The sequence below is a fragment of the Pseudomonas sp. P867 genome (genome assembly GCF_019891455.1).
In the GTDB taxonomy this organism is placed as follows: Bacteria; Pseudomonadota; Gammaproteobacteria; order Pseudomonadales; family Pseudomonadaceae; genus Aquipseudomonas; species Aquipseudomonas synxantha_A.
The window spans coordinates 342,647-363,512 of sequence record NZ_JAFLXB010000003.1 but is presented as its reverse complement, the minus strand read 5'-3'; the positions used below and the strand labels follow the sequence as shown (position 1 = coordinate 363,512).

The window sequence follows — 20,866 nt, the reverse complement described above, 5'->3', positions numbered from 1 at the left end:
GACTCCCATGAATTCCCAAAGCATCCTTGTCCCGAAAATCTCCACCTTGCCCGTCCACGAACCCCGCGCCCGGGCGATCGTGCGTTGGCTGGTGCGCAAGAACATCATCAAGGAAGAACTCACTACCTGCGGGCGCACCGGCAACCGCATGGGCTACGCCCTGGCCGATGGTGCCCGCGCCGTGGTGCTGCACCCTGAAGCGCTGCCGTTCAACGAGCCGGTCAATGGCCTGGAGATCATCTACAAGCGTTGCATCTACACGCCGGCCAAGGGGTTCCTTGAAGAAGCCGGCTGCCCGGAATGCCTGAAGGAAGTTGGCGAGGCGCTGTTCGAAAGCCTGGAAGACTGGATGCCTGGTCACACCGACAACTTCACCTGCCCGCTGTGTGGGCATGAAGATGACATCAACGGCTTTCTGTTCCTGCAGGAATGCGGGTTTTCCAACCTGGGGTTCATCTTCAACAACTGGGCGGAGGCGGGGTTCAAGCAGAGCTTTATCGACGAATTTGCCGATTGGTTGGACCAGAAAATGAGCTGGGTCAAAGTCGAGCTTTAATCCTTCTATCAGTATTACCAAGTTTGTCAGAGTTTTACATTGAGCCGGGCAGGGTGCATGTATATAATGGCGCGCTTCCATTTTCCCGCTCGGGAGCCCCCGCGATGCTGCGTATCAGCCAAGAAGCTCTGACATTCGACGACATTCTCCTAGTGCCCGGTTATTCCGAGGTGCTTCCTAACGAAGTCAGTCTCAAGACCCGCCTAACCCGTGGCATCGAGCTGAATATTCCCCTGGTTTCCGCTGCCATGGACACCGTCACCGAAGCCCGTCTGGCCATTGCCATGGCTCAGGAAGGCGGCATCGGCATCATCCACAAGAACATGACTATCGAGCAGCAAGCTGCCGAAGTGCGCAAGGTCAAGCGTTACGAAGCCGGTGTGGTGAAAGATCCAATCACCATCGAAGCCGACGCCACCGTGCGTGACCTGTTCGAACTCACTCGCATGCACAACATCTCCGGCGTCCCGGTGCTGCACGATGGCGACCTGGTCGGCATCGTCACTTCCCGTGACGTGCGTTTCGAGAACCGCCTTGAAGTCACCGTCCGTGAAGTGATGACGCCTAAAGAGCGCCTCGTTACTGTCAAGGAAGGCGCCGACAAGAACGATGTGCGCGAACTGCTGCACAAGCACCGCATCGAGCGCGTGCTGATCGTCGATGACAAATTCGCCCTCAAGGGCATGATGACCGTCAACGACATCGAAAAAGCCAAGGCTTACCCGCTGGCCAGCAAGGATGACCAGGGTCGTCTGCGTGTTGGCGCGGCAGTCGGCACCGGTAAAGACACTGGCGACCGCGTTTCGGCGCTGGTTGCTGCCGGTGTTGACGTGGTGGTGGTCGACACCGCCCACGGTCACTCCAAAGGCGTGATCGACCGCGTGCGCTGGGTCAAGCAGAACTTCCCTGACGTGCAAGTGATCGGCGGCAACATCGCCACCGGCGCTGCCGCCAAGGCTCTGGCCGAAGCTGGCGCTGACGCTGTCAAGGTCGGTATCGGCCCTGGCTCGATCTGCACCACGCGTATCGTCGCCGGTGTGGGCGTGCCGCAGATCAGCGCCATCGCCAACGTCGCCGCTGCCCTTGAAGGCACTGGCGTACCGTTGATCGCCGACGGCGGCATCCGTTTCTCCGGTGACCTGTCCAAGGCCATCGTGGCCGGTGCTTCCTGCGTGATGATGGGCTCGATGTTCGCCGGTACCGAAGAAGCGCCGGGCGAGATCGAACTGTTCCAGGGCCGTTCGTACAAGGCTTACCGTGGCATGGGTTCGCTGGGCGCCATGTCCCAGGCGCAAGGTTCTTCCGATCGTTACTTCCAGGACTCCTCGGCAGGCGCCGAGAAGCTCGTACCGGAAGGTATCGAAGGCCGTGTGCCGTACAAAGGCACCCTGAGCGCGATCATCCATCAACTGATGGGCGGCCTGCGTTCCTCGATGGGCTACACCGGCAGCGCCGACATCGAAGAAATGCGCACCAAGCCTGAGTTCGTACGGATCACCGGCGCAGGCATGGCTGAATCCCATGTCCACGACGTGCAGATCACCAAGGAAGCGCCAAACTACCGTGTAGGTTGAGCCTTCCAGCAAAATGTTAAGTAACCGGGGCTGTTCTTTCAGCCCCGAGTTGTTTCTGATTCATTAGACGAGACTGACTTCATGGCCCTCGACATTCACGCCCATCGCATCCTGATCCTCGATTTCGGTTCCCAGTACACCCAGCTGATCGCCCGCCGCGTGCGTGAAATCGGCGTGTACTGCGAACTGCACCCGTTCGACATGGACGACGCAGCGATCCGCGAATTCGCCCCTAAAGGCGTCATCCTCGCCGGTGGCCCCGAGTCCGTGCACGAAGCCAACAGCCCGCGTTGCCCGCAAGCGGTATTCGACCTGGGCGTACCGGTGTTCGGTATCTGCTACGGCATGCAAACCATGGCCGAGCAACTGGGCGGCAAGGTGGAAGGCTCCGAGCTGCGTGAATTCGGTTATGCCCGTGTGGACGTGGTCGGCAAGAGCCGCCTGCTGGACGGCATCGAAGACCACATCGACGCCGACGGCCTGTTCGGCCTCGACGTCTGGATGAGCCACGGTGACAAGGTCACCAAGATGCCGGAAGACTTCCACATCCTGGCCAGCACCCCAAGCTGCCCGATCGCCGGCATGTTCAGCGACGAGCGTCGTTACTACGGCGTGCAGTTCCACCCGGAAGTGACCCACACCAAGCAAGGCGGGCGCATCCTGTCGCGCTTCATTCTCGACATCTGCGAGTGTGAAGCCCTGTGGACCCCGTCGAAAATCGCTGAAGACGCCATCGCCCAGGTGCGCGCCCAGGTCGGCACCGACAACGTGTTGCTCGGCCTGTCCGGCGGCGTGGACTCCTCGGTAGTTGCTGCCTTGCTGCACAAGGCCATCGGCGACCAGCTGACCTGCGTATTCGTCGACAACGGCCTGCTGCGCCTGCACGAAGGCGAGCAAGTGATGGCCATGTTCGCCGAGAACATGGGCGTCAAGGTGATCCGCGCCAACGCCGAGGAACAGTTCCTCAACAACCTGGCCGGCGAGTCCGACCCGGAGAAGAAGCGCAAGATCATCGGTCGTACCTTCATCGACGTCTTCGATGCCCAGTCCAACAAACTGGACAACATCAAGTACCTCGCCCAGGGCACCATCTACCCAGACGTGATCGAGTCGGCCGGCGCCAAGAGCGGCAAGGCCCACGTGATCAAGTCCCACCACAACGTGGGTGGCCTGCCTGAGGAAATGAACCTCAAGCTGGTAGAACCGCTGCGCGAGCTGTTCAAGGACGAAGTCCGCCGTCTGGGCCTGGAACTGGGCCTGCCGTACGACATGGTCTACCGCCACCCATTCCCAGGCCCGGGCCTGGGCGTGCGTATCCTCGGTGAAGTGAAAAAGGAATACGCCGACCTGCTGCGTCGCGCTGACCACATCTTCATTGAAGAACTGCGCAAGGCCGACTGGTACCACAAGGTCAGCCAGGCGTTCGTGGTGTTCCAGCCGGTGAAATCGGTTGGCGTTGTAGGCGATGGTCGTCGTTACGCCTGGGTTGTTGCGCTGCGTGCCGTAGAGACGATCGACTTCATGACAGCGCGTTGGGCACACCTGCCTTACGAACTGCTGGAGACGGTCAGCGGCCGTATCATCAATGAAATCGAAGGCATTTCGCGCGTGACGTATGACGTGTCGAGCAAGCCGCCGGCGACGATTGAGTGGGAATGATCCTACGTCCGGCACTGCCGGGCACGATCTAGCAAGAAATGCCCTGGAGCCCGCTTAATTGCGGGCTTTTGGCTTTTTGGGTCTGGCAAATTCTGGCAGCTTTGTGCATCGCCAAGCACCGTGTTTGTATGGCATGGTACGGGGCATTGAATGAGCCAAATGCCATGTTCTGTTCTCGATACCATGTCCCCCTAGTAGGGTAGGGCATGGTATCAAATCTCATCATCAGTCCGGTTTCATTGGGTTTCGCCGTGGTGCATGAGTGCTTTTCTGAGCATGGTATTTTTTCCATGGAATCCATAACTGCCATGTTGACCGATACCAAGCTGCGTAACCTCAAACCGAAAGAAAAACTCTACAAGGTGAACGACCGCGACGGGCTGTACGTGGCCGTCACTGCTGCCGGTTCCATATCATTTCGCTACAACTACTCCATCAACGGCCGTCAGGAGACCATCACGTTCGGTCGCTATGGAGTAGGTGGCATCACACTTGCTGAAGCCAGAGAGCGCCTGGGAGAGGCTAAAAAGATGGTTTCCGCGGGTAAGTCACCTGCCAAAGAGAAAGCCCGTGCCAAGGCGCGCACCAAAGGGGCAGATACGTTTGATGCATGGGCTGAGAAATGGCTGCGTGGGTATCAGATGGCTGACTCAACTCGGGACATGCGCAGATCTGTTTACGAGCGCGAGCTCAAGCCGCAATTCGGTAATCAAAAACTGGTGGAAATCAATCATGAGGATCTGCGAACGCTGACTGATGCAATCGTGGAGCGTGGAGCTCCAGCGACGGCCGTGCACTCCCGCGAGATTGTGATGCAGGTGTTCCGATGGGCTATTGAGCGTGGCCAGAAGGTCGAGAACCCGGCTGATTTGGTACGTCCTGCAAGCATCGCTAAGTTCGAGCCACGTGACCGCGCTTTAGGGCCTGACGAAATCGCGTTGATGTATCAGTACCTGGACCGCATCGGCACCGCCTCATCCGTGAGAGTCGCCGCTAAGCTGCTGTTACTGACCATGGTTCGCAAAAGCGAATTGACCAACGCTACCTGGAACGAGATCAATTTCAGCGAAGCTCTGTGGACCATTCCGAAAGAGCGGATGAAGCGCCGCAACCCTCATTTAGTGTTCTTATCTCAGCAGGCTTTGGATTTCTTCATTGCGTTGAAGACGTTTGCCGGTGGTTCAGATTACGTCTTTCCCTCCCGGTACGATTCAGATTTGCCAATGAGCACCGCGACGATCAATCAGGTGCTGACGCTGACTTATCGGCTCGCGCAGAAAGAAGGGCAGCCGCTGAGCAAGTTCGGCCCACATGATTTGAGGCGCACAGCAAGCACGCTGCTGCATGAGGCGGGTTACAACTCAGACTGGATTGAGAAGTGCCTTGCGCACGAGCAGAAGGGCGTACGGGCCGTTTACAACAAGGCTGAATACCGTGATCAGCGTCGGGCGATGTTGCAAGATTGGGCGGATATGATTGATGAGTGGACGCGCAAAGGAACGCGCTCAGAGAGTTGATTTCGTTTTTCGTGATTGGATAGCCGGGTGCAAATCTATTTTTCTCTATCAAAAAAAACCACATCCGTGGTTTTTTTCTGTCCCAAAACTACCGTTTGTGGGACACATATTTTCCTGTGATTTCTGAAGAGAAAACTCCTGATAGAACAACTATATGGCATATTTTTTTTTCCCGAAACCAGACGTTTGTGGGAATTAACTTGCTGATTTAGAAAGGAATTTATTCATAAATATCGCTGGAATGCTCTGGAAATATGGGGCAATAATCGAACCTCAACAAGCGGCAAAGCGAGGAGTTCGGTGTGGAGAAAGAATCGAGGAAGTCGAGCAAAGTGCTCATCAGCAAAAAGCAATTGCTGGCAATGATCCCCTTGTGCGAGCGGACGATTTATAACTTCGAAAAGCAGGGGAAATTCCCTCGTCGTATTGCCGTTAGCAGCCGGAAGGTCGTTTGGGATTTGGAAGAAGTCGAGACATGGATTGATACGTGCAGGCAATCCGCCCCGGCCACGCGTCCCGGAATGGGAGCTTAAGTTGTGGCGATTGACTTACGGGCAGCGTTCGAGAACGAACCGCCCACACTGGACTTCATATGGCCCGGCTTCCTCGCTGGCACAGTGGGAGCATTGGTAGCTCCCGGAGCTACAGGGAAGAGCTTCTGGGCGTTGGAAGCGGCGATGGCTATCGCATGCAGCGTTGCCGGCGGTGATCTTGTAGGGCTTGCCCCCTCATGCGCTGGCCGAGTGGTCTATTTCGCCGGAGAAGACCCGGAAGTCGCGTTGGTGCGCCGCATCCATGCCATAGGCCAGCACTTAAATCAGCAGGCACGCGAGGCCATCGCGAAGAACCTCGTTCTTGAGTCGATCATGGGTAAACGACTTAACGTCATGGATGATCGGCATCTTGCCCGTATCACCGAGTTCTGTGAAGGTGCCCGGTTGATCGTGCTGGATACCCTAAGCCGAATTCACGACCGAGACGAGAACAGCAACGGCGACATGTCACGGTTAGTCGCCACGCTTGAGCACGTCGCGACCAATACTGGGGCATCTGTTTTGTACTTGCACCATGTCAGCAAGGGCAGTGCTCGCGAGGGGCAAACCGATCAGCAACAGGCAGCACGAGGCGCATCCGCTCTAGTCGACAACGCCCGCTGGTGCGGCTTTGTCGCAAAGATGACTGAGGAGCAGGCCAAAATTCTCAGCGACCGCACCTATGATCGGCAGCCCATCGGTAACGACCGAAGAGGTTTCTTTGTTCGTTTTGGTGTTAGCAAACAGAACTACGATGCCACTCCGCTCGAACAATGGTACAAGCGCCACGATGGCGGCGTGCTTGTACCGGTGGTATTGGAGGCGGTTAAGAAAGAACGCGCCCTGCACGTAGTAAGTGGGAGTGACGATGAGCGGTGGTAACGTCGTGACCCCCACCAGTACTAGCGCACTGGCCCGAGTGATGCTTTATCAGCCTAGCCAGCGCCCGCAGCATCGCGCAGGCGATTGGACCGATACATCATTTGGGCGTTGTCGCGTGGTAGGCAGACTAGGCCAGAGACACGCCGACGTTATGGATGCGATTTTATATTGCTCAGAACGTAAGCGCGTGATCGACGATGGCGGCATTGAGCTTTTGGTAGACCCTGCCCGCTTGCGGAAAACGCTGTCAGAAAGTCGCTACAGTCTCTCCCAGCTTGAAAAGCTATTGGCGGAGCTACGAGCTGCAACCATAACCATCGAAACACCCCAATTCGATTTTCCGATTATAGGTGGGCTGATTGACCACGTAGTTCCTTCGGAAAAGACGCGACCTAATCCCCTGACGGGGGGGGAGCGGCATCTGTGGAAGGTGCGGCTCGGCGTTGCTCTTGTAATGCTACTTCAGCACGATTTACATCTTTACTACGACCCCGCGCAAATTGCGCGTCTAGAACACGGCATCAGCCAAGCTGTAGCTCGGCACGTTTTGAGCCACAAACTAGAGCCGACAGGCGGTTGGTATCTCGACACGCTTATTGTGGCCGTCGCCGGTAAGGTGCTCAGCAAGGCAATCCGCGATGCACGATTCAGACTAAGGGAAGAAACGGACAAATTGAAGGAACTAGGCCTGATTATCGACGGTGCTAGGGTAAGGAAAAAAGGTTCTGGTAACGCTTAAAGCGTCGCACACCCGCCCGAAAGGGTCGCACATCCGCCCGATAGCGTCGCACATCCGCCCGAAACGTCGCACACCCGCCCGGAGTTAGCAGGATATTCAGGATATTCAGTCCTGCGCGGCACAGCCCACGCCTAGGCGCGGTCCGGCCTTGCCGGTCGGCCTACGGCCTTTGAGCACCAAAAGGAAGGGCAGATTCGCTCAGTCGAATACACACCACCTCACCCAACTGGGACATCGTGCCCTTCGAGCTCGCCAAAATGCCGCAGGACACGCCATAAGGAGCTTTTTAGCGGGTGGTAATGGGATGCTGTGCTAATACAGCACAGGGCCTTACAGGGTGTGTAATAGACGGAACTGAGACAGGTCCGTGCGTATTACTAATGGAGAAGCCCCCGCGCTTTTGACGGCGGCCCGCTCGCGGTGATTTCAAGGTTGTCATATAGCTGACATAAGCCCATCGGTATCGGCAATGCCAAGTGCAGGTGTTCAATGTCCGTGCGTATTACTAATGGCGAAGCCTCCCGGGATTTTGTCCGGCATAGCCGGGAGTAGCCCCATGATGAAATCACGAGTAGCCGCAAGTCCGGTGTGTCAACGCGAAGCGTTGTCCATGGGACGCGCAGCACCGAAGGTGCGGAGTGTTCGTAACACCAAAGGGGGAGAAAGCAAAACCCCGCACTGAGGCGGGGTTCTATAGGGCTGGCCAGCGATCAATGCTCACCGCGCTTATCTTGCTTCTGTGCTTCCTGCGCGGCTTGGATGGCCATCAACACCTGCTGGTTCAGAGTGGCGCTACTCTTGCTGCCCAGCAGAGGTAAACGATTCATGGTTTGCGCCCCGGCAAACATGCGATAGGAAGCCGACAAGGCCAGCAGGCTTACTCGAAGCTGCAAGGCCGTGAATTGGCGATGCAGCCTATCGAGTTGCGGCCCATAGCCCTTGCTGCGCAGCCACCTGCTGAGCGCCCACATGCCGATGGCGGAGGTCGAGGCTAATACTACGAAGCCAGCGAACATCAGAATGTCCATCATGGTTATTTCTCCTGTTGATCGTTCGAAGTCATTCCCGGCACCTTGAGCGAGGCGAGGCGGCCGGGAGTAGAGTTAGTGTCCGAGGCCGGACGGATGACGTTAGGATCAGCTTGTGTAGCTTCCGTGGCCGATTCTGCTCGATTGGCTGGAGTGGTCGAGTCGGTATCGTCGGGAACTGGTGGCAGAGATCCTGCACCAAGAGACAAGGCGTGCGCATTCTCCATACCTGGCACTGCCATCGAGGCCATCACGCCGAGCATCTTTGTGCCACCGCCGGCTGCTTGGGAAAGTGCGCTGCCGGAGCTGACAACTCCCCCTTTTGGTGTCGTCTGCTGGTCTTTGTCGTCGTTCCCCTGCGCTGCCTTTCCGGCATGCTTGGCGGCCTGCTTTACAACGCTGCTTGGAGAGGCCGGAGCGGCCGACGCCCGCCCGGCAGGATTGGCGTGGCTGCCGCCGACCTTCGTGCCTGCGGAGCTGGCACCCTGAGCCGCTGCGCCGCCGGTGCTGGCACCCACGCCGGAGGACGCCGCTGCACCCATAGACGACGCGGCACCACCTCCCGAGCTGGCACCGGCAAAGCTGGAGCTAATCGCCCCCGCCAGTCCGCCGCCGAGTCCACCGACACCCGCCGCCCCAGCCCCGGCTGCGCTACCAGTACCGGCAGCACCGAGGGCGGCAGCAGGAGCCGCTGCCCCGGCTGTGGCGATGGTGGCCGCCGCAGCCGCCGCCCCGGCAGCACCGGCCACCGCCATCCCACCAATGGCCGAACCGCCGCCCATCGATGTACCGCTAATCATGCCACCGATCAGGTCAGGAATTGTCTTCGTGAGGTAACAGCACACCAAGGCCAAACCGACCATCGTCATCAATGACGCTTCGTCATTGGTGTAGGCGGCCAACCACTGTTTTGCGGACTGGACGATCAGGCCGACAATCAGGGTTAGTACAAATAGCTTGGCGCCAATCGCAACGGTGAAGCGCATCGGCGCAATTGCAAAATCCCGCGTCCATTGCGAACCGCCAAAGCCGAAGAACAGCACGGAAGCATTGATGATGACGTAAGACTCTACGAGTGTGACAAACATGAATGCAGCGATGAAGGCGAAACATGCCAATACAAGGATTGCGCATACAGCGATCAGTAGTCCCTTGGCTGGAGAAAACACTGAAATGCCCTCCACCATGGTGCGGCCAAAATCCAGCGCAACTGCTAGCATATCGCCGGGTTCTAATGCGCGGCCGAGTCCGCTCGCCGATGCCGCCGCATCGCGGAAGCTATCGACAATGGCCGTCGACCATTCCACCGAGTACTTCATGACTGCAAGGAAGAAACCGATCACCAGCACGAAGCGCAGCAGCTCGCCGACAATCTCGCCGAAATCGGCTTGCTTCATGACCAAAGGCATGAACGTCCAGATGAACTGGATCGAGGCCAGCAGCCAGAACAGTCTGATGGCATAGTCATACAGCTTCCCTGACCACTGGTGCGACTGTTGCAAAACGAGGTCGAGTAGGCCCTGAATCGATGTGTCGGCATGAGAAAGGTCGGTCGCGGCCACAGCATCTCCGCCCGCGAACACACCAGCCAAGGCGAGGAACAACAATAGACGACGATCCATAGCTAGTACCCCTTCACGCCGCCGCGAGTGTTCGGGCGCGCCTCAAATGAGGCATCAGCGTCACGCTGTTGCCGTTGTTGCTCAGCCACGGCAGTACATTCGCTGTTGCTTTGAACCACCACGGTGACCATGGAACCGGCCAGTGCGGACCCCGCGCACATCAACACCGCGATGAGCCATTTCGAAATAGTCATTCTCAGTACTCCTTCACGCCGCCGCGTGTGCTTTTCCGTGTTTCAAACTGCTGTTCAGCCGCTTCGCTAGCGGCCTTTCGGTCGCCTTGCTGGGCCATGTAGTTGCCCTGCATGTTGATTTGGGTGGCCATCAGATCGCGCAGTTTTTGCAGTTGCTGCACGTTCTGGGAGGCGATTTCGTTGCCCGCCTGTATAGCTTGCATGCGGCCTACGGCTGACTGCGAACGGGCCACCATGCGATCAAGCTGGATGTCTTCAGACTCGAACTTGCTGGTATTGAGGTTTGCGGCCTCGAGTGCCGTCTTTACGTTGTCGCTGCCTTGTTCCGACCACTTCTGATAGCGCTCATAAGCTTTTACTTCTGCTGAGTTCGCGGCTTGATTTAGGTAGGACTGAAAGCCAGGAAAAGCTGTGTTGAACTGAGAGTCCATATTCTGGATCTGGCGGCCTAGGGACTGCGAACGGGTGTAAATGTTGGCCACGTTTTTAAGGTCGGCCGCGATGCTGCCAAACATGGTGCTTGGCAAGCCCGTGCCCTGGGTGACCATGTTCTGATACTGCTGAATCTGCGTCTGAAGCTGCTCTGCAGTGTTCAGCGCCGTGTTGACTGCCTCGGCGTACTCAAACATCTGCTGATAGAACGTCGAGCAGTTTGAGCAGTAGATGGCATATGCAGGGGGTGGTGCCAGGTAGAGACCCACACTCAGGCTTGTGCTTTTCATTGCTAAAACAAGGGCTGTGCGTACTCTCGATTTCCGAGCCGATGAAATCGGCGATTTCAGCAATTCCGTATTCATGCCGAATACCTCGTCTTGTCATGGTTCGAGGTTTGATTATTGACTGATATGGTGTGTTTTGAAACATGCGGATAAGTATCTATCCGCATAGAAATCAATGACTTACGTGCTTTTCATGGGTGAGGTGTGATACACATCAGCCTGATTTTTCTGGCATTTTTTTATGCATGAACCGTTCGTCTTACCCGCGTGATGTGTTTTTACGGCCAAAAAAAGGCCCACCGAAGTGGGCTTTTGATGAAATGGCGTAGCGCATTAGTGGGCTGAGTAGTAGGGGTTTTGGGTCCGATAATGACCACGCTCTGTTTCAGGGATGTGTAGCGTTTCTAGTTGCCAGTTTTCGAGCGAGGAAGCCAACTCTGCCGCAATGCGTTGGGCTTGTTTGACGGCTTTACTAGGTCGCCCGCTGGCTCGACCGAGGTAGGCTTGCAGTTCGTTGAGTTGGTTGGCCAATGTGCTGATGCGGTGAGCGGTTTTCATGATCAATTCCCCTTCCTGATCCGTTCTACAATATTGTCGAATTCTTTCCGAATTTGATCGTCTGTAATTTCAAGATTAACCAATCCTGATTTGATTGCAATTCTCCCGATTCTTTCAGCCGCCTCATTATCCAATTTCGCCAATCTTGCTTTAGCTGTTTCCAGCTCTGAAAGGGCGTCAGAACGGCGTTCTGCGAGAGTTTTTCGAGCCATGGGTTCACCGTTTTTTAATGAAGTAAGTTTAGACAGACTGAAAAGTTCTACCTCATTTTCTCGCCCAAATTAAAGGGGCTACAAAGCCGCGCTGTTTCGTGGAGCGTCAGATCAGGTCGTCCCGAGTGTTTCCACTATTTGGGTTGTGGTCGAATCCCGCACGTTTTGAGCCGGGTTTGGGAGGCAGTGTGGCGCTGTGCTCCGGCTGTCCTCTTACGACTCCTGTCGGGGCTGGTGAGAGGGTTTGCGATGTGAATTGCCCAGAGCCTTTCCTTTGGTGCCCATCGTCCTTTACTTGGTTCATATCATGCGCGCCCTCTGTATCTGTTTTACCCATTGAGCAAGTAAGCCGTCATGGAATACGCCCTAGTTAAAAACTGCGCTGTTACGCGTCTGGGTGCGTTTCTATGCGCCTATTAGCTTCTTTGCGACACACAAAGTGCGCTGGTACGCGCTTCAATGCGTCCTTATGCGTTTAGCCCTCTGTTTAGGGGCTCCAATGGATAGTGGTCGATTTGAACGCACGAACACGCACAGATTAAGACGGCAAGATATGTGTTTGTAGCTACACGGCTTCGCCGCGCAACTCCAACCACTGCCACTTATTCACCTTCGGCTCAACGTATTTTGCTCTGCGAGGCTAGGGTTTCGTTAGCTGCCGCAACTCAAAGTAGAGAGCTGCTTAGTCAACCTTCCGACGCGACGATTTTTCGCCAAGAGCTTTGGATGTTGTGAGTTGTAAAAACGACGCAGCTCCAAATAGAGCTGCTTACGAATTTGAAAAAATAGTTTACAGGTACTTCAAGTTTGGACCGGCTGTCCTATTACTTTATTGTCGCGGCCACCAGATCTTCAACAGCGGCCTTAGTGACCTTGCCATATCGACGCTTCATGTGGTCGCAGGCATCTCTGACCTTTCTCCGAACGATATGCTCAGGCAAGTCTTTATTGTCAGATCTGACCTTATTGGCAATTTCAATTAATTCTCTAGGCATGTATTCCATTGCGTCTGCCTCGAGAAATAAAGGAAGCTGCTGCTCCGCGCTGCGGTCGATTCTGTCACGCGATGGACCAAAGGACATCGCGCTTGATAAAAAATCAAGAGACATTAATGGAGAGCTTGGAGGCCGAGGCAGTTCAGCTTTTAAGTCGGATCTTATCTTCCATGCAAGACTATCTATAGTTAGCCACCAGTGTTTATATCCCAAATCGGATATTTCTTCATCTTTACGTAGGCCTATAATGCCAAGATAACTTTCAACATCATGGCGGACTAATGCCTCTGTTACTGCATTATCGCCATTGCCTGAGTCTCTGCGGCGATTTGAGTGTGCCTCATGCCAAAGTCTTTCGACTGCATGGCGCACGTCTTCGTCTACATGGCTAACCGCTTGTGATAACGACTCTAAAGTAATGTTAAAATTGCGCTGCAAGTAATCTTCGATATCATCCTCTGGCCGATTCTTTCCATGAAATAGCTCGATCATTGAGCTAAATTTTGCTGGGTCATACCCCTGCTCCACATAATGATAGTAAAGATAAGGTATTCGACCATCCCATTGACTGGGTGGACGTTTTGAGCAAGTTTCTGAAATGTATATGTGCTGAATTATCTCACGTATTACACCGTCAGTAACTCGGAGGTCTATCCCTGATTTTATTAAAGCACCGATAGTCTTAGAGTATTTTTTTTCTGAGTCTTCATTTTTAAAAGCTTCTGCAAATAACGGTAATATTATTGTAGTGTCTAACCAGATTTTTCCATGGCCAAAGATCTTTTTTGTAACTTTCTGAACGTCGGCGGTTTCTTGCAGGAATGAATAAAGTGTGTATGTATCCGATATTTTTTTTAAGTGGGCGCGCACTGAGGGTTTGTCGGACGACAAAACCCGTGAAACCACATTTAAAGCTATATCCGGTAGGTGCTGCATATAAGAAGCACTTGACGGAAAACTATTAATATCTTGGAATATCGAGTTTTTTAAGAGGTTTGGGTCAGCTACAGCTACTTGGTCATTTACAACTGAGGTTGCAAATGCTTCTCCTGACTTAATCATGTATGAGTCGACTATTCTACATACTCTTAATGCTATCTCTGTAACTAATCCTTCTTCAATATGATCCGATTCTTCACGCTCATTTCGAACGAGATGTTCTACCTGGCTAAAGAATTCCTTCTCATCAATTTCCATTTCCGCAAGTCGGGTTCTAAGTCTTAAAACTTCTTCATGTTTCAGGCAGTACTCGTCAGTTTTTGGCCAGTGGCTAATTATTTTTTTGGTTAGTCGAGTTAATGCAGAGTCGACATTTTTTTTTACATCTTCTGCTACAGTTGAAGGAGTGTACTGAAAAATCTTGTCGTATATATCGGATTTTGTGAGTTTGGATTCAGTATGAGTGTTTCTAAGAGCTGCTCTGACTAGGGATTCAAAGACTATTTTAGTTAAACCTTTGTCAGTTTTTTCGTCCTCCCATTGTAGGCCTAAATAAGTCAACGCTGCTTTAGATTCTAATGAAGTTAGAGAAGGTCTACTTTTTTCAATTATAGATTCGCCTTCGAGTATGGGTTTTGCTATGATGTCAACTAGCCTGCTAGCTGCTGCATATTTTATATCATCTTGTTCGTAGCGCTCTAAGAACCAGCTCTTGTCTCTAATGTCTAAGGAGACTCCAGACTTTAAACAGTTTTGTTTTAGTTTGTCTCCGTTCGCTCCGATAACTTGATTTGTAAGATAGATTAATACTTTAATCTCGTTGAAATTTTCAGAAAGTCTTTTTATTGTGCGATTTACTTTTGCTTCCCAACCAGCCGATACGGAATATTGTGTTGCAATATGAGTAACTCCGTCGGGCGAATACAATTCTGAATCGCGTCCACCATCGCCACTAGGCGAGGCCATAGTCCTCAGCTCTGGAAATTCACTTGCTAAAAACGAAGAGCTCAATTCTTCAAAATGTTCCCAATCGGATGGTCGAAGTTCTTCCAATGCGAGCTCAAAAATTTTGCGGTTCATCCAAGAATCCCTTTTTATTGGAGGTTGTTTTCTTTTTTCACTGGCCATTGGCGAATCCAGTAGACGAACGTAAAGTTAAAGAGAGAGACCGCTTTTACTGTACAAAATTTCATCAAGCCAAAATTGTCCAATGGCATTTGGCCACATTATCTGGTTTTGCTCAGGAAAGTGAAAATTTCTGAGGATAGCTTGAGAGTCTAATCAAGAGAATCGTAAGCGCTCCATAAGCCCCCGCGGTTTCAGCATGTAACGTACTCAAGGATGCCGACGCGCGCGAGCATCCTAATTTTCAACCGGGAGCCTAGGCAGGCGCTCGAGCGCATGGTACAGCCACGCAAGGCTCTTGATCGCTGGCTTTGCCGGTATCGACCGCGCTGGAAAGTTGGGCACTAGCCGTTACGCCTTGTTAGCATATCGCTGAGCATCCGGTTCTTTAATTCCGATGACGAAGGGCCTTATGGATAGTTATACGGCGTTGCCGATCGGCGAGCTGCAACCCTCGACATCGAGCTCCAGTTTTCGCTAGGGTAGCTTACAGCTTGGCTGCGGGAGCTCTGCGTTGCAGGGTTTCAATACCCAGGCACCGTGTTCGTGTTGTATCGTATGGCTCATAGGCTGAGTTCAATGCATGCTCAATTCTCTCAAGCGGACCTTTGCTCAGAACGCTGTTCAGCACCACTCGTCGGTTTGCAGCGTTCATACAGGGAGCAAATGGCGGAAATTGAATATGTGTTGGGCAGGCGTATGACGTATACGGTAGAATTCGCGGCGCTTGAGATGGAGCAATAATTTAGGGCACAGGTTTGACGGAGAATATCAATTGGAAAGTCGGGACATTGAAATAAGGCAGCACTTTCACAAAAAGCGCTTGCAGCACTTTCATGATTGCCCAAACACTATCGTAATTGACGAACTTGGCCTCGCTCACGGAAAAAATAGAGCAGATATTGCAGTATTAAATGGGACTTTTCATTGCTTTGAAATTAAGAGTTCAAAAGATACTATAGTTCGCCTCCCTGAGCAGTTATCAGAATACTCAAAGTGCTTTGAAAAGATTTCAGTAATATCCGCTCCAAATCACATTCATAAAATAATCAATATTCTTCCAGATTGGTGCGGTTTGATCGTCGCGACCAAGGGGACTAAAGGGGCAGTGGCATTCAAAACCATAAGGCGTCCTAAAAAAAATCCACAGTTAGAAATTACCGCTATGGCACATTTCCTTTGGCGACGAGAAATAATCGAATTGCTTACAGTGCTGGGCGTGGAAAAAAAATATCTCAGTCAGTCCAGAGAAAAGCTTTATAAGTTGATTCCCCCAACCCTTACTGCGCAGGAATTGACCCAGTGGATCAAGGCTAAGTTTATGGGCCGTAAAGACTGGCGATCTGCCTCATTACAAATGTTATGTGATGATTAACCCCAACCCACTTCCAGGTAGTTAAGTTGCCGCAGTTGTTTAGCTTGTTGGCGGTTTCATCAATCCGCTCATCGCCTTTGCTAAAACTACTAGTTGAGTATTTTCCAGAAGAAATGATTTCTTTGCAGTGGTTGATCATCTGAGCTTCGTTACCTCGAAATGCACCGCCCTTTGGTACAAGCCAAGAGTCATCTACGGTATAAACAATTTTGCCGGCTGGCTTCATCTTCCGCATGTCAAGGCTTAAAAATGTAGGCGACTCGATAGTATAGTCTCCGAAACAGGGCTCATATATTGTTTTAGCGATCTCCGCACGCAGGCTTGGAAAAAGTGCCCACTCATGCCGCTTTTGAATTGCACCTGGCTTTTTTATGTCACGGAGTTTTAATGATGTAGCAACAAAAATAAGGGATCTGCATGTGCTGCACCCACTCATTTTATTTACCGCGCCTGATACTATTTTAGCGAATAGACCGTATGGCTCGAAATTCTCAGGTTCTCCTAAATCAACAACTAGATCTACTTCCTTCCAAGAAGATACCCCCAGCAAATTCATCATCACTGCTATGTCAGCATCCACTGACGGCTTGAGGAGTTCATCCAGTTTGAGTCTAAAAACAACGCCGGTCTTATTCGTGATTAGAAACGAACGAATACAAGCAATGTAAGAGCTACTTTTAGAAAGGCCGACTACTGGGCGGATATTGCAGCCCAACCTTAAAGTTTCATTTAGCACGAATTCAATGACTGGACGTCCGTCATCCATTACTTCATCTTCAAGAGAGTGATGGATGTCAACTAGCGCAAGTCGATTGCCCCACTTGCCATAAAGCCTTTTCGGGAAAGTCTCTACATGCTCATGTATAGTCTTTTTCATTTTCTTCTCCTCGAAATCATATTCCCTAGGAGGTATTATCAGAAGAGGAACGACTTTATCCTTAACGTCAGCTTTCAGCGTGAAAAGAGCTTGGTACTCTCCTTGTCGCCACTTTAATACAGGCACGTACTTTTCACTGCTGATTTTCATAGCTGTTCCTCAAAACAGGAGCGTACCTTACCGTTCCCCAAAAGCTCGGTAAGTTTATGGTAGTTATTGCTTTCCTTTCGAATCCTTCCCGCTAAAATACTTGGATGGACGCCTATTCTTTCTGCATCCAGCAGGACAGCTTCAGGAGTCATCGAAAACCTAGAAATGCATGAGTCCCAGGACTCGCTACTTATCAAAGCCTCTAGAGCAAACTCATCCGCTTCTCTCTCAACCAAATCACCTTCACCTTCCCCCTCCTCATCAAAATAGTCCATTTGGAGGGAGTCGAATATGTGGAGTGATATATGAGCTAGCTCATGAAATAATACGAACCAGAAATTATCTAAACGATCATATCTCAATGTAAGTGCAACTACTGGATGGCCGGTCTCAAGCACCATGGCAGCTCCATCAAGATACGTGCCAGGCAAATGCTTCTCTATAACCAAGACTATTCCTCTTGCAGCTAAGAACTTTTTAGCTATAAGAGGGGCTCCCTCAATCTGCGTTAAGATCGATAATTCTTTTATCCAGCTATCTGTATGCTCGTACTCGGACACTGCTCCAGACAAAACTTCTTCTCTAGCTAACTCTAATGCACGTGCCTGCCATGCTAGTAAAGCATACTCGTTAGGTTTGTTCTCTCCGTGAAATTTCTTTCTGTGCAGAGCCGGAGTATATTGTCCACCGCCACAAAGAAAGTAATCTCTAACTTGATCTACAGTGCTACTCCCCTGTTGTACTGTGATCCAGCCACGCTTAACCATTTCCTGAGCGGGGAATAACGACCAATCAATATTCTCTACGCTGTTCCAGCAAAACACCGAGTCAGCAGTGTTCGCATTGGCACCCGACCATGATTCGCGAATTTTTACGTTCAGTACTTCAGCTACAGAAATAAGACGTGCAAGGCTAGCCCCCATATAACTAGAGGCCTCATATCTCTGAAGCTGCTGGGCTGGAATTCCTAGTTTCTCCGCAAGATTTTTCTGAGTCAAACCTAGTCCAATTCGAGCGTATATAAGGGTCTTGGGCAACTCTGACAAGCCAGAACATTCTAGGTAGGAAACCTTTCCTTCCTTAATTAGTTCGTACTCTTTAATCTCAGACTTTATATCTAAGATTTTCGATTCTATCGCTTCAAGTTGAGCTGCGTCCAGCCAGACTACTCCAGAAGGCTGGAATGTATTTAGCGAGTTGCAAAGTTTTTCAAGCTGTTTGTGTGCTGACTGATATTGCCTTTCGTTATATATCATTCTCGTGCTCTCCCACATTCAAGGGGCTCGCAAGTCAAATCGATGGATAAGATTCCTTTAGGATGACCCGTAAACCGATCATTCTGAAAAAAATCTAGGAATGTCTTTCCTGGCTCAGCTTGAGCGCCAAAGGGGAAAAACTCCCCCCCATATTTCAACTTCTGATTCCTTCTCTTGTCGCGAAAATCGAGGAATACAGGGTCAATTTTGCCGTGAACCACCCCTGTGGGGTCCCAGCATACGTCATAGTCGCCTGGCTGAGGCTTGGCCGTCACGTAACTGCCATCCAGGTAGATGGTGCGACAGCCTGCATCGCGCAGAGCCTTGAATGCCGACTGCATCCCGACGAAAAGTCTCCGACGTTTCGCATTTACAGCAAACACCTGCTCCACTTCTGCGATGGTGGCGAAGTGAATACCCCCTGGCAAAACTGACCAAGGGCTTTGGTTCGGATTAACAAGAGAAGGGATCATGAGGCAACAAAATTGTTGTATCGAAGTGAGAAGATAGACACGCGCTATCAGAACGGTCAAGCTCCAATTGCCTCCAGCACCCTGTCATTTTTTTTAATCCGCGTGGTTTTTCCTAACTTATTGATATTTTTATATTTTAATATTCCGCTGTTTTTTTTATTTCAGCTTAATTTTTGTTAGGTAATGTGACTCAGCCTGTGACCAACTATCCAGTTTTCGCTAGCATAGGAAAAGCGAAAGAAACCTAAGGGGTGGGCTCTTGGGCGTGTATCTCTTTAACTTTTATCTCAATGAGGAGGATTTGCATCAGATGAAAGACCGACTCCACGATGAGGTAATGGCCAAGCAGTTCCATGCCGATCCTGCTTATGCGGCTGAGCTGCTGGCCGAAGTGCGCCGTAATGGCGACTCGGCCGAACTCGCTATTCTTCTGAGGCAGATAGCCAAATCGTTCGGACTAGGTGAGAGGAGCAGTCCTGCAGATGCGAGGCGGAATTAATCGTCCACATAGCGGGATATGGCACATTTCATGGTATTCTTCGTTAATATTAATATTAATATTAATGCCTTGATATTTAAGGGTTTTATTTATTAATTGATAATAGAGTGGGAGTAGGTTTTTTTCGTAACCATTTGATTTAATTAAAAATATTTTTGACGGTTACGAGGGTTTCTACGTCATTAATGGCGTCGGTCATGGTGCTCAGAGCAAGCTTCATCAAAAAGGATGTCGATACCATGTTCAGTTGGGTGAAGCTGACATGGCATCGACAGTGCGTCTTCTCTTACCTAGCGCACCTGAAATGCCTTGAAGCCCTGATTGCTATTTTGATGCTTGCGACTCCCCAAAAGGGGTTATTACTTATCTTCTCGTGCCTCTGTCATCGTGATTCTATACAGTGCGATGGCCTTAGGTTCTGGGGAAGCCACTCATCCGATCCCAGCAATGAGTAAAAGGGGGCGGCAAAGCCATTCGGTAGACTTTTGGCTTGGTAGTGAGTGAGCGCTCCGCCAACTAACCCTCAGAGTTCCAGTCATCAAGGATGACCGTGCCTTAAGGTTTCTCAGCAAGCCACAATGTCCATCTGTCCATTTCTCTAATCGGCTGATCAACATCGATACGGCCACTAATGAATGAGATCAAGTTGGCCAATTCTTCATCATTAAGCTCATGCAGGATTGATCGGCCCGTACGATTACGGAGGTCAGTCTCTAAGTCTTCAAAGTTCTCATAGGTCTTTCTGATTTCCCAGAGCTGAATAGTTTTTGGATTTTCAAACCCAGCCTTCAGTAGGGCGCCTACAACTCGATCAGCAGTTGGTCTTCGGTTGGATTCAACTTTCTGTAGTCGAGGGAAGCATTCGAAAAAATACCCGCGAATGTGTACAGGAGACCCAGCAACCTGCACGTCGTCAGGCGTGCGATCTTGAATCAGCAATTTCCCGCCAGGGACAAGCAAACGAAAAGCTTCGGCAAAACAAGCGTCGTAATTTTTGATGTGGTGAATAAGCGCCCGCTCGAAAACAATGTCTATGCTCTCGCTCACCAAGTCTGTTTTCTCAGCGGTGCCCACTTGGAAGGAAATTCCCGTCTGTCTTACTGATTTTTCTCGAGCGGCCGAGACCATCTCGGCGGAAAAATCGACGCCTATCACTTCTTTGGCGCCAAGCTCGATCCAAGCGATTGAGTAGATCCCGCCTCCACACCCGATGTCCGCGACGCGTTTACCTGATGGGTCAAGCACGGATTTGATAGCCGTAGCCCATCCGCTGTCGGCGTCTCGAGCGGCGTATGTATACCTGTTTTCACTGGAGTGGAAGTCGATGCTCATAACCAGACCCTGCAAATGATTGCGACCACCAGATGGTATGGATGCCTCTTTG

General features: G+C 51.6%; 20 protein-coding genes. 9 read left to right on the top strand and 11 right to left on the bottom strand.

The window, feature by feature from the left end:
• Positions 1 to 7: 7 nt before the first annotated feature.
• The 7 genes from J1G33_RS08015 (at position 8) to J1G33_RS07985 (ending at position 7,460) form a co-directional block, all read left to right on the top strand.
• A complete protein-coding gene (locus J1G33_RS08015) occupies positions 8 to 556 on the top strand; it encodes a hypothetical protein (protein ID WP_005791157.1) in 549 nt (182 codons plus the stop codon).
• 104 nt (positions 557 to 660) lie between these two features.
• Positions 661 to 2,130: an IMP dehydrogenase gene (guaB, locus tag J1G33_RS08010; protein ID WP_014719807.1), complete on the top strand. Its 1,470-nt coding sequence runs from the start codon at positions 661 to 663 to the stop codon at positions 2,128 to 2,130.
• An 81-nt stretch (positions 2,131 to 2,211) separates the two neighbouring features.
• On the top strand, positions 2,212 to 3,789 hold the full coding sequence (gene guaA, locus J1G33_RS08005; protein WP_005791155.1) for a glutamine-hydrolyzing GMP synthase: 1,578 nt from the start codon (positions 2,212 to 2,214) through the stop codon (positions 3,787 to 3,789).
• A 308-nt stretch (positions 3,790 to 4,097) separates the two neighbouring features.
• Complete coding sequence (locus tag J1G33_RS08000; protein WP_223017913.1) at positions 4,098 to 5,306, top strand: site-specific integrase; 1,209 nt, start codon at positions 4,098 to 4,100, stop codon at positions 5,304 to 5,306.
• Positions 5,307 to 5,608: 302 nt separating this feature from the next.
• Complete coding sequence (locus tag J1G33_RS07995) at positions 5,609 to 5,839, top strand: AlpA family phage regulatory protein (RefSeq protein WP_223017912.1); 231 nt, start codon at positions 5,609 to 5,611, stop codon at positions 5,837 to 5,839.
• A gap of 3 nt (positions 5,840 to 5,842) precedes the next feature.
• Positions 5,843 to 6,721 (top strand): helicase RepA family protein, encoded by an 879-nt coding sequence (locus J1G33_RS07990; RefSeq protein ID WP_223017911.1) that lies wholly within the window; start codon positions 5,843 to 5,845, stop codon positions 6,719 to 6,721.
• Positions 6,722 to 6,872: 151 nt separating this feature from the next.
• A complete protein-coding gene (locus tag J1G33_RS07985) occupies positions 6,873 to 7,460 on the top strand; it encodes an ABC transporter ATPase (protein WP_262416751.1) in 588 nt (195 codons plus the stop codon).
• Between the two features lie 710 nt (positions 7,461 to 8,170).
• Here the strand turns inward: J1G33_RS07985 and J1G33_RS07980 are convergent.
• The 7 genes from J1G33_RS07980 to J1G33_RS07950 form a co-directional block, all read right to left on the bottom strand.
• Positions 8,171 to 8,491 carry a hypothetical protein gene (locus J1G33_RS07980; RefSeq protein WP_223017909.1) on the bottom strand — a complete coding sequence of 107 codons (321 nt, stop codon included), beginning with the start codon at positions 8,489 to 8,491 and terminating at the stop codon, positions 8,171 to 8,173.
• 2 nt (positions 8,492 to 8,493) lie between these two features.
• On the bottom strand, positions 8,494 to 10,110 hold the full coding sequence (gene trbL / locus J1G33_RS07975) for a P-type conjugative transfer protein TrbL (protein ID WP_223017908.1): 1,617 nt from the start codon (positions 10,108 to 10,110) through the stop codon (positions 8,494 to 8,496).
• Between the two features lie 2 nt (positions 10,111 to 10,112).
• Complete coding sequence (locus tag J1G33_RS07970) at positions 10,113 to 10,304, bottom strand: hypothetical protein (protein WP_223017907.1); 192 nt, start codon at positions 10,302 to 10,304, stop codon at positions 10,113 to 10,115.
• Between the two features lie 2 nt (positions 10,305 to 10,306).
• On the bottom strand, positions 10,307 to 11,101 hold the full coding sequence (gene trbJ, locus J1G33_RS07965; protein ID WP_223017906.1) for a P-type conjugative transfer protein TrbJ: 795 nt from the start codon (positions 11,099 to 11,101) through the stop codon (positions 10,307 to 10,309).
• A 255-nt stretch (positions 11,102 to 11,356) separates the two neighbouring features.
• Complete coding sequence (locus J1G33_RS07960; protein ID WP_223017905.1) at positions 11,357 to 11,581, bottom strand: hypothetical protein; 225 nt, start codon at positions 11,579 to 11,581, stop codon at positions 11,357 to 11,359.
• Positions 11,582 to 11,583: 2 nt separating this feature from the next.
• On the bottom strand, positions 11,584 to 11,793 hold the full coding sequence (locus J1G33_RS07955) for a TraC family protein (RefSeq protein WP_223017904.1): 210 nt from the start codon (positions 11,791 to 11,793) through the stop codon (positions 11,584 to 11,586).
• Positions 11,794 to 12,617: 824 nt separating this feature from the next.
• Positions 12,618 to 14,855: a hypothetical protein gene (locus J1G33_RS07950; protein ID WP_223017903.1), complete on the bottom strand. Its 2,238-nt coding sequence runs from the start codon at positions 14,853 to 14,855 to the stop codon at positions 12,618 to 12,620.
• Positions 14,856 to 15,627: 772 nt separating this feature from the next.
• Here J1G33_RS07950 and J1G33_RS07945 point away from each other — a divergent pair.
• Positions 15,628 to 16,227, top strand: a complete 600-nt coding sequence (locus J1G33_RS07945) for a sce7726 family protein (protein WP_223017902.1) — start codon at positions 15,628 to 15,630, stop codon at positions 16,225 to 16,227.
• On the opposite strand, the gene J1G33_RS07940 is transcribed toward J1G33_RS07945, so the two are convergent.
• From J1G33_RS07940 to J1G33_RS07930, 3 genes are read right to left on the bottom strand one after another with little or no spacing between them, the layout of a single operon-like run.
• Positions 16,172 to 17,254, bottom strand: coding sequence for a beta family protein (locus J1G33_RS07940; RefSeq protein ID WP_223017901.1), 1,083 nt, complete (start codon positions 17,252 to 17,254; stop codon positions 16,172 to 16,174). The genes J1G33_RS07945 and J1G33_RS07940 overlap by 56 nt on opposite strands.
• Positions 17,251 to 18,510, bottom strand: a complete 1,260-nt coding sequence (locus tag J1G33_RS07935; RefSeq protein ID WP_223017900.1) for an XRE family transcriptional regulator — start codon at positions 18,508 to 18,510, stop codon at positions 17,251 to 17,253. Before J1G33_RS07935 ends, J1G33_RS07940 begins: the two co-directional genes overlap by 4 nt.
• Complete coding sequence (locus tag J1G33_RS07930) at positions 18,507 to 19,043, bottom strand: hypothetical protein (RefSeq protein WP_223017899.1); 537 nt, start codon at positions 19,041 to 19,043, stop codon at positions 18,507 to 18,509. The genes J1G33_RS07935 and J1G33_RS07930 overlap by 4 nt, the downstream gene beginning before the upstream one ends.
• A 250-nt stretch (positions 19,044 to 19,293) precedes the next feature.
• Here J1G33_RS07930 and J1G33_RS07925 point away from each other — a divergent pair, with 250 nt between their 5' ends.
• Positions 19,294 to 19,482, top strand: coding sequence for a transcriptional regulator (locus tag J1G33_RS07925; RefSeq protein ID WP_223017941.1), 189 nt, complete (start codon positions 19,294 to 19,296; stop codon positions 19,480 to 19,482).
• A 555-nt stretch (positions 19,483 to 20,037) separates the two neighbouring features.
• Here J1G33_RS07925 and J1G33_RS07920 read toward each other — a convergent pair.
• On the bottom strand, positions 20,038 to 20,814 hold the full coding sequence (locus J1G33_RS07920) for a class I SAM-dependent methyltransferase (RefSeq protein ID WP_205489136.1): 777 nt from the start codon (positions 20,812 to 20,814) through the stop codon (positions 20,038 to 20,040).
• Between the last annotated feature and the right edge of the window lie 52 nt (positions 20,815 to 20,866).